Genomic DNA, 12,510 nt, shown 5'->3' with positions numbered 1-12,510 from the left:
CCGTGATCATCGTCATCAGGCCCTGGCCATTCCAAACTCGCCGGCCGAATAGGTGCCGTCGGCGTCGGCGCGTTGGATGGCGTTCCTCAGAAGCGTGGCGACCTCGTTAACGGCGTTGAGATGGGCGAGGATCGCCGCTTCGTTCTTGGCCAGTTTCTGGCGCAGCCGCAAAAGGCCTTCGCGATGCTGCTCGAGGAATTCGATCTCGTTGGCGCCCTTCAAGGCGCGGTTGAGCTCGTAAAGATACCGGCTCTTGCGCGCGTTCGAGGACTTGAGGTCATAGGCCGTTCCACTGCGGATGCCGGCGGTCTCCTCGTCCACGACTTCCTCGATGCGGCCGATGATGGCGGCGAGGTTGCCGGGTCGTGCGGCGGCGGGCGCTTCCAATGCATTGGCGCGCGCGGGAAGGCTGGAAAGGTCCGTCTGGTCGGCCATGTAGGTCCCTAGATCTTGATGTCCGTTTTTATGGTTGTGTCGTCGCCGGTCATAGACCGTGCGGCCTTGCGCTCAAGCTCCTCGACCATCGAGGTCGAAAGCCTGGTCTGCTGGTCGATCTCCGCCTTCTGGGGTCCCCCGGCAACGGGGCCGACCGGCACCTTGTGCTTGCCGTCGAGATAGTGGTCGGCGAGCATGGATCGGGCGATGCCGATGCCGCCATGCGCGGCCATGACATCGGCAACCTTTTCGGCGAGCTGTGACTTCCACATGTCGCCGGCCAGGCCCTTGCCGTAAACGCCCTCGGTGTCCTTGGGCATCATGTTCTGGATGAAGGTCGTCAGCACCATCGCCTCGAAGCGCTGGAACTTCTTCGCGGGATTAGCGGCTTCCGCCTTGTCGGCGGTCGCACGCGAGAGCACGGAGCCGGCATCGACGGTCGCGGATGGGTCGACCGAGAAGGCGCCAGGCGCACCACCCGCGCGCCTGAGGAGCGCCGCGCGAGCGGCCTCGACATCGGCCGGCTCCGCTGCGCGGGCAACGTCCATGACGATGTCGCTGGGTGGGGATATGGCCAAGAAAGTCCGCCCTTTGCCGATTTTGTTATCCGCACAATGACTGAACAAGCTTGTGGCAGGCTTGCGGGAAACGGAGGCGGAATGCGGATGTATGGGTCGGCTGTCTGCTTCGCGCCAAAGGACTTTCGCGGCGTCCAGGCAGGCGTCGGCGAAGTCATCGCATGGCGCAACACCTTCCATGCGCTCGGCGACGCCATGGTCAAATCGCGGTTCCATGGGACGGTACCGACGGGTACAACCTCCCCAACCTCAATGCCGGGCTTGCTTACCCGTGCTGGCACCGGTGGCTTACCCCAGGATCAAGGAGCTTATCGAACGGCACGTCGCCAGCGGGCTGATCTACCTGCCGTCGAGTTCGGCCGATTTCGAGAGCGAGGCGATCCGGCCCTATCTCGACTGCTTCGTGCGCGGTTCGAACGGTTACGCAGCGCTCGACCGCGTCAAGCTGCTGAAACTGCTTTGGGACGCCATCGGAACCGAATTCGGCGGACGACACGAACTTTATGAACGAAACTATGCCGGCAACTATGAGAACCTGAGGATTGAAACGCTGAACGCCGCTGCCGCGACCGGAGATCTGGCTTCGATGCAATCGATCGTGAAGGACTGCATGAGCGAATATGATCTTTCCGGCTGGACGAGTTCAGACCTCATCAATCCGGACGACATCAGCCTCGTCGGCCGAGGCACCGTTCAGGCGGCGTAGGATGATGGGACCGTTCCCTCGTGGAGGAGCGGTCCCAACCTTCCTCTCAGCAGCCCGGAATCGACCGATGCTTTGATCGCGGATGGGAATGTGTTGGCGCCGTCCGTGCCAATCTTTTCTGGCGAAAGCAGTAGTTCGTCCTTGGGCATCTTGCGGAAGAAGCGTTCACGCTGATCATGGATGCTTTCGATCAGTCTGCAAAACGAAAGCCAGATCTGGTCGAAGTTACCGTCAGACCGGAACTTATTCTGCCCTTCGAGAGCACCGAAAATGGGGTGCCGACCACCGCGCGTCTGAAATTCAGTTCGTCATGGTCCGCGAAAGCCCGGGAGTGGGAAATGAGGGACGCCGGCAGCGATGATCGCCTTGGTGCGCAGCGCAGAGGCTAACGCGCGACCCAGTCCGCCAGTTGAGCCGGTGATGAGGATCGTGCGGTCGTTGAGGTCAAAAGTCACGCGGAAATCCATTCATCCGTTGGCCGTGGCTCCTGTATGGCAGGCACCCGCGAGCGAGCAGGCTGTTGCGCTTCCAGCTCGCGCAATAGTTCCTGGAAGCGCGCGTGCCGCCGCAAGTGCCAATCCATCACGGCGTTGAACACGCCACGCAGCAAATTGATGGGCGCCCAGCGGCCCGGCGCGATGATGCGGGGACTGCGCGACTCGATTCCCTTCACGATCGCCCGCGCCATCTGTTCAGGCTGGATGGGGCGACGCAGAGGGCTGGGGAGCACAACCTCGCTCATCCGTGTGGCGAGAGCGTTTCCGCCGAAAGCGGGCTTGGCGATCGCCGTCGCGGTCCAGCCCGGATAGACAACGCTGGCCGTAGCCGTGGTGCCGCCGAGTTCGACCCGCAGCGATCGCGTCAGCATCTCCACCGCGGCTTTCGAGGCGGCATAGGGTGCATTGGCAACGCCGTTGAGGAAGGCGTAGACGGAAGAGGTTACCAAGATCTGGCCTTCGTTGCGAACAACCTCCGGCAGCGCGGCTCTGATGGTGCGCCACACGCCGAACAGGTCCACCTCGACGATGTGCTCGAACTCCCGCTCATCGCAGCCCATGATGGTACCGGGCGTGCCGCGCCAGGAGATCCCTGCATTGGCAAGGGCGACATCGAGACGCCCGAATTTCTCGATGGTCTTGCGCACGACTGCCTTCGTCGCGCCGGCATCGGTGACATCCAGCGCCAGCGGCAACACGCGCGCGCCATCGAACTCTTGGGCGAGGCAGTCGACTGCCGACTGCTGCATGTCGGTAAGCACCAGGGACGCGCCCCTCGCGTAGAGCTGCCGTGCGGTGGCCGAGCCGATGCCGCCGGCGGCGCCAGTTATTAAAACCACTTTTCGGTTGAGGTCATACGTCATTCGTGGGCACCTGGTTGGTGGCGTTTCGGAAACTAATTCGTGGGAACGGTGCGGCGCAGAAAGTCCAGTTGGTCACGGACCACTCGTTCGAAAGCCTTCCCCACGTAGATGTCGAAGTGACCGTCGACATACCGCTTGATCTCATGTCGGGGCGCGCGGCTGGCGTGGCGCAGCGTGGTTTTCGCCGGTGCGACCGAATCGGTGTCGCAAACGCAGAACAGGATCGGGCTGCGTATCTGCGGCGTCCGGCGACCCGGAAAGTAGCGGATGATGTCGAGCGCGAAACGCGCCGCGACATGGTTGGGGACGCCGCCGTCGGGTGGCATAATTCCGAGATACCCGTCGTAGGCGTCCGGCGCATTCATTAGGGCCGTCGTGCCCGGTCGGCCTGCCGTCGCGACCATTACCGGCCTGGCGCACAGCCACGACCCGATGCGGTCGCGCAGCGCCAGGACTGTGAGCTTCAGCAAGGTGACGGGATTCATGGCGAGGCTCGACGCGACACCGTCGGTGAAGGGACATTGGCAAATGACGGCCGCCAGCCTGGGGTCGTCGGCGGCGGTGGACAGAACATGGCCGCCGCCGAACGAGGAACCCCAGAGAATGATTTTCGCGGGGTCCACGTCATCGAGACTGCGTGCGTAGGCGACCGCGGCCTTCCAGTCTTCGAGCTCACGCCCGATGTCGAGTAGCTGGCGAGGCTCGCCCTCGCTGTCGCCGAAATGCCGATAGTCGAAGACAAGGCAGGCGTAACCGGCGGCCGCGAACTGCTCGGCGAACGCCGGCAGCCGCATCCGTTTCGTACCGCCGAGGCCGTGGCCCATCACAATGACGGGAAATGGCCCGTCGCCCAAAGGGCGATACAGCCAGGCGCTGCAGCTCAGGCCGCCCGAGGTGAACTGAACATCGGTCGGCTCCAGGATTTGTCTGGATTGCTGAGACATCGCGCTCCCCATCGAGTCGTCGGACCACAATTCTCGATGAGGCAGGCGGTGTAGTCTTGACACTACCCGACAACTCGCTTGACACTTTGCGCCACGATGACAATGCCAATCGGAATGGGAAAACCGTTGCACCGACGGGTGGTGCCCGAGACGTACGCCCAACTTCTCTACGAGTACCTGGAGGCTCACGGACATACCCCCGAGTCAGTGCTTGGGGAGCCCTGGCCGGAGCATGATCCGACCGGCCTGGGTGGAGTGGACGTGGATCGCTGGGAGCGGATGTTGGCGTGCGCCGAGCAGCACCTGGGCGACCCGCTACTGGGCCTGCATGTCGGCCAAACGATCACGGCCCGGCATCTTGGCATCCTTGGGCCGGTGCTGCTCGCCTGCGACAATCTCGGCGCTGCGCTTCAGCGGCTGGAACGCTATCAGCGGCTGATCTTCGATGTGGTTCCGATGTCCCAGCGGGCTGGCCCCGGTTGGGTTGACGTTGTTTGGGACATCAGCCGGTACCGTCCTGGGCGGTTGGTCACCGAGACGGGGTTCGCGGTTTTTACGCAGTTTTGCCGCAGCATAGTGCGCGGCGTCGCAAATCTGTCGGCGGTGGAGTTTGCGCACCTCGAGCCAACTGACATCCGACCCTACGAGGACTTTTTCGGGTGCCCTGTCAAATTCGAGCGACCTGAACCTGTCATTCGCGTCGGCCTCGACTTCCTAGCGTCGCCACTGAAGAGTCCCGACCCAGGCCTGATTCTGGTTCTCGAACAGCATGCAGACCGCCTGTTGTCACAGCTTCCGCAGGAGGCGGAAGTCATCGAACAGGTTCGCAAAGCGATCGCCCACCTGCTGCTCGAGGGAGAGCCGGATATCGGGAAGGTTAGCGTGAAGCTCTGTTGCTCCTCTCGAACCCTGCAGCGTCGCCTGAGGACCGCCGGCACCGGCTTTCGCGACGAGCTCAATTTCGTGCGATATCAGCTTGCCACGTCATATCTGCGGGATCCCGGCTGCAGATCGTCGATGTTGCTTTGCTCCTCGGATACTCCGAGCACAGCGCCTTCACTCGTGCGTTCAGGGAGTGGGTAGGCAAAACGCCGCAGCAAGTGCGAGAGGAATCACCGCAACGTCGCAGCAAGTCATAGTGTTCCGGGTTCCGGTGGTAACAGTTCGGTTGGAAAGAACCGATGACGCGTGAGCCCGGAATCCCTCCTCGCCGTGATAGGTTCCCATTCAGCAGGGACGGCCGCCAGATTCCGCTCGACCAGATTGGCCATTCCGAGATCCGCCTGGAAGAGCCGATCCTGAAGGGTCGCGACCGGACGCCGGTTATCTGGGCCTCTCGCGAACAAATGTCTACAAGCATCTCGGACTATGATCAGCGCCGCCGTCTGCTTAGGGGAGCGAGTGAGTTTGCTTGTACGACCGACATGGGGCGCATAGCGGTCGTGGTGTCGCCCGTAAATCACCTTCGGGTTGCTACCGAGCTACTCCTCGGCTCGCTTCTGCATGATCAGGTCGAGCCGCTCGCGGTCGGAGCGCTCGCGTTCGTCGCGGCGGCGCACGTCCTTATAGGCGCGCTCGACCATGTTGGTGCGCGCCGTCGCGGTGGCGATCAGCGCGGCTTCCTGCCTGGCATCTTCCAGGTTCTGTTTCTGGCGGCCGAGTGCGTCGGTGATGCGCTTGTGGTAGAGCGCGGGAAAGAGGCCTGCCAGCGATTTGTCGGTGTCGAAATGCTCGATCAGCTCCTTGGCCTCCGTTTCCGCCTTGACTGCGGCGGCGAGGAAGCCGGCATGGCGGGTCTCGTGCAACGCCTTCAATTGTTCCTGCACCTTGACCAGTTTCTTCAGGCGGTCTTTTCGCGTCGTCATGGCGCCTACCTTGCCAAGGTGAGGTCGACGAAGCCGTCGACGAACAGCGACAGCAGTGTGCCGACGGCGAAATAGAAGATGATCATGCCGCCGGCGATGACGAAGGGCAGCGAGATGAAATAGACCGGGATCTGCGGCGTCAGCTTGTTGACGAAGCCGATCGTCAGGTTGACCAGGATGGCATAGGCCACGAACGGGCTGCCGAGGCGGATGACCAGGAAGAAGGCGTCCGACACCGTGTCGGTGACGTCGACCAGCGCCGCCTGCGGGTTGAAGAAGACGTTGACCGGCGCGACTTGGTAGGAGGCGACGAGCGCCTTGACGATCTCGTGGTCGAAGTCGAAGACGAAGAGCAGAAGCAGCGCCGAGAAAGAGATGATGGCGGCAAGGGCCGCCTGCGGTTCCGGCTCCTCGATCGCCGGCCCGCCGGAGCCGCCATAGCCGATCAGCGTGGCGATGGCCGAGCCCATGAAGCGCAGCGCTTCCATGTAGAGCCTGGTCATGGCGCCGATCAGGCCGCCGACCAGCAGCTCGGAGACGATCATCGGCGCGAGCACCTGCGGGCGCGGATCGACGAAGGGGTAGATGCGGTCCCACAGGAAGGCGAGCAGGCCGCCGGTCGCGGCGATCGACACGAACAGGCGGACCTGCAGCGGCACGCGGGCGCTCGACAGGCCGGGCATCAGCATGAAGCAGGCGCCGATGCGGCAGAAGGCGAGGAAGGCGGCGATGACGACGCCTTGCGAGAGCGCGTTCACGAGATGGTTCCGAGCACCTTGATCTCGACGCCCTTGGCGATCTCGACATGGCTGAGCACGGGAAGCGTCGTGAACAGTCGCTCGATGATCATGCGCACATAGGGACGCGCGTCGGGCGCGGTTACGAGCACGAAGCGCTCGCCTGCCTCGAGATGCTTGCGGATCGCCTTGGTGGCGTCCTGGCCGAACTCCTCGAGCTGGCGCGGATCGATGTCGAACTCGCGCACCTCGCCCTTGGCGTCGCGCTTGAGGCTTTGATGGAAGGCGAGGTCCCAGCGGTTGCCGAGGCGCAGCACCTTGAGCGTGCCGCCTTCGGAGAGGTCGCCGCAGATCTGCTGCGCCATGCGGATGCGCACATGCTCGACGATCTGCTCGGTGCGGCGCACATGCGGCGCGATCTCGGCGATGGCCTCGATGATCAGATGCAGGTTGCGGATCGAGACGCGCTCGGCGAGCAGCAGCTTCAGCACCGCCTGCAGGCCGGGATAGGAGATATGCGAGGTGCAGATCTCGTCTGCGAGCTTGCGGTATTCCGGGTCGAGCCGCTCCAGCAGCGCCTTCATGTCCTTGTAGGACAGAAGCTGCGGCAGGTTGTTGCGGATCACCTCGGAAAGATGTGTGAGCAGCACCGACATATTGTCGGCGAAGGTGAAGTTCTCGCGCCTCAGATCCTCGGCGAAGGTTTCCAGCACCGAATAGGCGCGCATGCCGAAGGCCGGCTCGCGGATCTCCTCGCCGGGGATTTCCGGCACGCCGCGCGTGCCGAGCAGCACCATGATCTCGCCGACGCGCATCTGGTATTCGGCGACGACCGTGCCGTGCACCTTGATCTGGTAGCTCTTCGGCGGGATGGCGAAGTCGTCGGCGACGCGCACTTCCGGCACCACGAAGCCGTATTGCTGGGCGAATTTCTTGCGCATCTTCGACATGCGGAAGACCAGTTCCTGATGCGCCACCATCAGCCGGGTCGACAACTGCTTGCCGATCAGAAGCTCGATCTCGGCGGTGACGAGCGAGGCCTTGACCGAGTTCTTCTCCTCCTCGACCTTGTTCGCCTTCTCCTGCGTCTTCAGGGCTTCGGCGGCGGCAAGCGCGCGGTGCTGGCGCAGCGGGATGATGTAGCCCAGGCCGGCCATGCCGCCGGCGAGCGCGAAGAAGGGGAACAGCGGCAGGCCGGGCATCAGGCCGAGGATGACCAGCAGCGAGGCCGCGACATAGAGGGCGCGCGGATGCGCGCCGAGCTGGCCGAACACCGCCTGGTTGGCCGAGCCGCGCGTGCCGCCCTTGGAGACAAGCATGCCGGCGGCGAGCGAGACGATGAGCGCGGGGATCTGGGTGACGAGGCCGTCGCCGACCGATAGCTTGATGAAGACGTCCGCCGCCTGGCCGAGGCCCATGCCGTGGCGCAGATAGCCGATGGCGATGCCGCCGACGATGTTGATGGCGGTGATGATCAGGCCGGCGATGGCGTCGCCGCGCACGAATTTCGAGGCGCCGTCCATCGAGCCAAAGAAGGATGATTCTTCCTCCAATTCGCGGCGGCGCAACTGCGCGGTCTTCTCGTCGATCATGCCGGCGGAGAGGTCGGCGTCGATCGACATCTGCTTGCCGGGGATGGCGTCGAGGGTGAAGCGGGCGCCGACTTCGGCGATACGGGTGGCTCCCTTGGTGATGACGATGAAGTTCACCACGATCAGGATCATGAAGACGATGAGGCCGATGACGAAGTCGCTCGACATCACCAGCTTCGAGAAGCCGGAGATGACATAGCCGGCTGCATGCGTGCCCTCATTGCCGTGCGACAGGATCATGCGCGTGGTGGCGATGTTGAGCGACAGCCTGAGCATCGTGGCGATAAGCAGCACGGTCGGGAAGGACGAGAAATCGAGCGGCCGCTGGATCCACAGCGCCACCATCAGGATCAGCACCGAGAGCGCGATCGAGAAGGCAAGGCCGATATCGATGAGGAAGGCGGGGATCGGCAGGAACAGCACCGCCAGGATGACGACGATGCCGAGCGCGAAGAAGACGTCGCGGCCGTTCTTCGCCGCCAGGCCGGACGGGAGTGTTTCGCTGATCGCCATGTCGTCCCCAAATCAAGAACCGCCACGCACAAGGCAGGCCCTCGACCGTAACCCTCCAAGCTTGCGCGAAGGTGGGAGAGTGGCTACGGGACCTTGCCTCGGTCTTGCGAAGGGATGGCAAATGCTTCTGATCACCGGCACGATCCGGCTGTCAGCCGACAGGCTCGAACGGGCAAGGCCGGCGATGCAACGCATGATCCTGGCAAGCCGCGCCGAGCCGGGCTGCCTTCACTATTCCTACGCGCAGGATGTGCTGGACGCCGGGCTCATCCATGTTTCGGAAGCCTGGAGCGACCGCGCCGCGCTCGAAGCGCATTTCAAATCGGCGCATATCGCCGAATGGCGCGCGAGCTGGGCGGAACTCGGCATCGGCGACCGCAGGCTCATGCTTTACGAAACGGCCGGCGGCGCGCCGACCTGAACGTCCGAGGCATTAAGACTAATTCACGCAACGCCAAATTGGCGCCATAAGCGGCCGGCATTGCGGTTGCCACGCCTAGCCGCCGCGCGTATCAGGCACGACAGTTCTTTTCTTCCGCATACCGGCGAGCCGTTCCGTTGCCTGCCAGAAACGACCCACAAGTCTACGCCCGCCGGCTTCGCGCGGTGCTGATCAGCTCGATCCCCGTGCTCGAGGCACGCGGCATCGTGATCGTGCTGATGGCCGGCATGGTCGGCGTCATCGCGGGCGCGCTGGTCACCGGCATGAGCGCGCTGGTGCAAGGCATGCATTATGTGCTGTTCGATGTGCAGCCGGGCGGCCGGCTGTCGGCGATGTTCTCGCTCGCCGATCCGGTGCAGGCAATGTTCCCAGCCATCGGCGGTCTTTTGCGCGGCCTTTCTGTGATCTGGCTCAGACGGTACAAATTCCGCACGCCTGTCGACCCGATCGAGGCCAACGCGCTCTATGGCGGGCGCATGTCGCTGACTGACACCTTCATCATCGTGGCGCAGACGATGATTTCCTCGGGCTTCGGCGCCTCGGTCGGATTGGAAGCCGGCTACACGCAGATCGGCTCCGGCATCGCTTCCCGGCTGGCGCGAGCCTTCCGGCTGCGCCGCAACGACGTGCGCATCCTGGTCGGCTGTGGCGCGGCCGGCGCGATCGCGGCCGCTTTCGACGCGCCGCTGACCGGCGCCTTCTACGGGTTCGAGCTGATCATCGGCATCTACTCCGTCGCCAATGTGGCGCCGGTGATGGCGGCGGCGATCTCAGCCTCGCTGACGGCGGAAATGTTCGGCGGCGTGCCGTTTCCGCTGGAATTGTCGGGTCTGCCGACTTTGACCGCCGGCGAGTATGTGCCGTTCCTCCTGCTGGGCCTGCTCGGCGGCGCCGCCTCGATCGCGATCATGCATCTGGTGAGCATCGTCGAGAGCATCTTCGTGCGGCTGTCGATCGACGCCTCGGTCAGGCCCTTCATCGGCGGCATCTTCGTCGGCCTGCTCGGGCTGGTCACGCCGCAGGTGCTTTCCAGCGGGCATGGCGCGCTGCACCGCGAGTTCGCCATGAATTACGCGCTTCCGGTGGTTGCGAGCGTCTTCGTGATGAAGCTCGCGGCCTCCGCCATCTCGCTCGGTTCCGGCTTCCGTGGCGGCCTGTTCTTCGCTTCATTGTTCCTGGGCGCTTTGCTCGGCAAGGTCTTTGCCGGCGTCATGGCGATGACCGCGCCGTCGGCCGGCATCGACCCAGCGGTCGCCGCCGTCGTCGGCATGACCTCGCTTGCGGTCGGCGTCGTCGGCGGTCCGCTGACCATGACGTTCCTGGCGCTGGAATCGACCCGCGACCTGACGCTCACCGGCGTGGTGCTGGCGGCCTCGATCATGTCGGCGATCCTGGTGCGCGAAACCTTCGGCTACTCCTTCTCGACCTGGCGCTTCCATCTGCGCGGCGAGACGATCCGCAGCGCGCATGACGTCGGCTGGATGCGCAGCCTCACCGTCGGCTCGATGATGCGCAAGGACGTCCGCACCATTCCCGCCTCGACCACGCTCGCCGAATTCCGCAAGGAGGTCCCGCTCGGCTCGGCGCAGCGCGTCATCGCCGTCGAGCAGGCCGACCAATATGTCGGCATGCTGCTGGTGCCGGAACTGCACAGCGACCGCTCTGACGACGAGACGCCGGTGAGCGCGCTGGCCCAGTTCAAGAATGCGGTGCTGGTGCCTTCGATGAACGTCCAGACCGCGGCCGAGACCTTCCAGCGCACCGGGGCCGAAGAACTGGCTGTGGTCGAGGATTTCGACGAGCGCATCGTTCTCGGCCTGCTGACCGAAAGCCATCTGATGCGCCGCTACGCCGAGGAGCTCGACAAGGCGCGGCGCGACCTGTCAGGCGAAGGTTGACCCCGATCGACAGCCCGGCCAATAAGACGATCACCCCTGGAAGCCACCCATGCAAGTCAAGCGCAACGGCGACATCTCGTTCTGGTATGCGGATCTGGGCGCTATCCCCGCGCCGCGTCCGCCTTTGCCGGGCGACATCGAGGCGGATGTCGCGATCGTCGGCGCCGGCTATACGGGGCTGTGGACGGCCTATTATCTGAAGAAGGCCAGGCCCTCGCTGCGCATCGTGCTCATCGAACGCGAGTTCGCCGGCTTCGGCGCCTCAGGGCGCAATGGCGGCTGGCTGTCGGGCGGCTTCGGCTGGTCACGCGAGAAATATCTGAAGAATTCGACACGGCAAGGCGTCACCGCCATGCAGAAGGCGATGGCCGGCTGTGTCGACGAGGTGATCCGGGTGGCGACGGAAGAGGGCATCGATGCCGACATCCGCCGCGTCGATAATCTGACGGTCGCCACCAATCCGGCGCAGTTGGAGCGCGTGCGCGAGGAATGCGAGACGACCCGCTCCTGGGATGCCGATCCCGAACGGATCGAGCTGCTTGACGCCGAGGCGACGCGGGCGCGCATCAAGATCAAAAATGTCATGGGCGGCTTCGTCATCCACGGCCAGGCGCGCGTGCAGCCGGCAAAGCTGGTGCGCGGGCTGGCGGCGGCGGTCGAGCGCCTCGGCGTTTCCATCCATGAGAAGACGACGGTGACTGCGATCGCCAAAGGTGTTGTGACCACGGATCGCGGCGCGGTGCGGGCCGAAACCATCATCCGCGCGACGGAAGGGTTCACTGCCGGCATTCCGGGCGAGGAGCGCACCTGGCTGGCGCTCAACAGCGCGCAGATCGTCACCGAGCCGCTGTCGGAAGAGCTCTGGCGCCAGATCGGGTGGGAGGGCCATGAGCTTCTCGGCAATGCCGCGCATGCCTATTGTTACGCCCAGCGCACGCGCGAGGGGCGTATCACCATGGGTGGCCGCGGCGTGCCCTACCGCTACGGCTCGCGCACCGACGTCAACGGCCAGACGCAACAGGCGACGATCGACCAGTTGCATACGATCCTGACGACACTGCTGCCGCAGACAGCCGCATGCCGCATCGACCACGCCTGGTGCGGCGTGCTCGGCGTGCCGCGCGACTGGTGCACGACGGTGGGGCTCGACCCGGCGACGCGCATAGGCTGGGCCGGCGGCTATGTCGGGCTCGGCGTGTCGAGTTCAAATCTATCGGGGCGCACGCTGACCGATTTGGTGCTCGGCCGGGATACCGAACTCACGCGGCTGCCCTGGGTCAACCGCAAGGTGCGGCCCTGGGAGCCGGAGCCGTTCCGCTGGCTGGGCGTCCATTCGATGTATCAGCTCTACCGCGTCGCCGACGAGCGCGAGGCGGCCGGGCTCGGCCGCACTTCAAGGCTGGCCGCCCTTGCCGACAGCATCACAGGCCACTGATCGGC

12 protein-coding genes and 1 pseudogene are annotated in these 12,510 nt (G+C 64.3%); 5 read left to right on the top strand and 8 right to left on the bottom strand.

All coding sequences use genetic code 11. The annotated features are described in order from the left end of the window. Window positions 1-15: 15 nt before the first annotated feature. A complete protein-coding gene (locus tag EN852_RS01250; protein WP_127874595.1) occupies window positions 16-435 on the bottom strand; it encodes a hypothetical protein in 420 nt (139 codons plus the stop codon). 8 nt (window positions 436-443) lie between these two features. Further along, window positions 444-1,013 carry a rod-binding protein gene (locus tag EN852_RS01245; protein ID WP_245519480.1) on the bottom strand — a complete coding sequence of 190 codons (570 nt, stop codon included), beginning with the start codon at window positions 1,011-1,013 and terminating at the stop codon, window positions 444-446. A gap of 271 nt (window positions 1,014-1,284) precedes the next feature. Here EN852_RS01245 and EN852_RS01240 point away from each other — a divergent pair, with 271 nt between their 5' ends. Then, entirely contained in the window at window positions 1,285-1,719 is a 435-nt protein-coding gene (locus tag EN852_RS01240) for a 4-hydroxyphenylacetate 3-hydroxylase C-terminal domain-containing protein (RefSeq protein ID WP_246694136.1), read from the top strand. A 47-nt stretch (window positions 1,720-1,766) separates the two neighbouring features. Here the strand turns inward: EN852_RS01240 and EN852_RS01235 are convergent. The 3 genes and pseudogenes from EN852_RS01235 to EN852_RS01225 form a co-directional block, all read right to left on the bottom strand. After that, window positions 1,767-1,886 (bottom strand): annotated as a pseudogene (locus tag EN852_RS01235) (IS6 family transposase); the annotation flags it as partial. Window positions 1,887-2,170: 284 nt separating this feature from the next. After that, window positions 2,171-3,079, bottom strand: a complete 909-nt coding sequence (locus tag EN852_RS01230; protein WP_127874594.1) for an SDR family NAD(P)-dependent oxidoreductase — start codon at window positions 3,077-3,079, stop codon at window positions 2,171-2,173. 32 nt (window positions 3,080-3,111) lie between these two features. Continuing rightward, entirely contained in the window at window positions 3,112-4,023 is a 912-nt protein-coding gene (locus EN852_RS01225; RefSeq protein ID WP_210238212.1) for an alpha/beta fold hydrolase, read from the bottom strand. A gap of 261 nt (window positions 4,024-4,284) precedes the next feature. Between EN852_RS01225 and EN852_RS01220 the strand changes: the two genes are divergently transcribed. Further along, window positions 4,285-5,106: an AraC family transcriptional regulator ligand-binding domain-containing protein gene (locus EN852_RS01220; RefSeq protein WP_210238211.1), complete on the top strand. Its 822-nt coding sequence runs from the start codon at window positions 4,285-4,287 to the stop codon at window positions 5,104-5,106. A gap of 398 nt (window positions 5,107-5,504) precedes the next feature. On the opposite strand, the gene EN852_RS01215 is transcribed toward EN852_RS01220, so the two are convergent. Genes EN852_RS01215 through flhA form a run of 3 tightly spaced genes read right to left on the bottom strand, consistent with a single transcriptional unit; the run spans window position 5,505 to window position 8,730 of the window. Then, window positions 5,505-5,888 (bottom strand): hypothetical protein, encoded by a 384-nt coding sequence (locus tag EN852_RS01215; RefSeq protein WP_127874593.1) that lies wholly within the window; start codon window positions 5,886-5,888, stop codon window positions 5,505-5,507. 5 nt (window positions 5,889-5,893) lie between these two features. Further along, on the bottom strand, window positions 5,894-6,646 hold the full coding sequence (gene fliR / locus EN852_RS01210; RefSeq protein WP_127874592.1) for a flagellar biosynthetic protein FliR: 753 nt from the start codon (window positions 6,644-6,646) through the stop codon (window positions 5,894-5,896). Further along, window positions 6,643-8,730, bottom strand: coding sequence for a flagellar biosynthesis protein FlhA (gene flhA, locus EN852_RS01205; protein WP_127874591.1), 2,088 nt, complete (start codon window positions 8,728-8,730; stop codon window positions 6,643-6,645). The genes fliR and flhA overlap by 4 nt, the downstream gene beginning before the upstream one ends. 121 nt (window positions 8,731-8,851) lie before the next feature. Here flhA and EN852_RS01200 point away from each other — a divergent pair, with 121 nt between their 5' ends. The 3 genes from EN852_RS01200 to EN852_RS01190 all read left to right on the top strand — a co-directional run bounded on the left by EN852_RS01200 (window position 8,852) and on the right by EN852_RS01190 (window position 12,505). Then, complete coding sequence (locus EN852_RS01200; RefSeq protein ID WP_127864314.1) at window positions 8,852-9,151, top strand: putative quinol monooxygenase; 300 nt, start codon at window positions 8,852-8,854, stop codon at window positions 9,149-9,151. Between the two features lie 137 nt (window positions 9,152-9,288). Next, the gene (locus EN852_RS01195) at window positions 9,289-11,070 is read left to right on the top strand and encodes a chloride channel protein (RefSeq protein ID WP_127874590.1); all 1,782 of its coding nucleotides are present in this window, start codon (window positions 9,289-9,291) and stop codon (window positions 11,068-11,070) included. Between the two features lie 49 nt (window positions 11,071-11,119). Beyond that, window positions 11,120-12,505, top strand: coding sequence for an FAD-binding oxidoreductase (locus EN852_RS01190; protein WP_127874589.1), 1,386 nt, complete (start codon window positions 11,120-11,122; stop codon window positions 12,503-12,505). The last annotated feature ends 5 nt before the right edge of the window (window positions 12,506-12,510 follow it).

Origin of the sequence: Mesorhizobium sp. M2E.F.Ca.ET.209.01.1.1, from assembly GCF_004010375.2 — a bacterium.
Taxonomy (GTDB): domain Bacteria; phylum Pseudomonadota; class Alphaproteobacteria; order Rhizobiales; family Rhizobiaceae; genus Mesorhizobium.
This window is presented reverse-complemented; position numbering and strand designations above follow the sequence as displayed.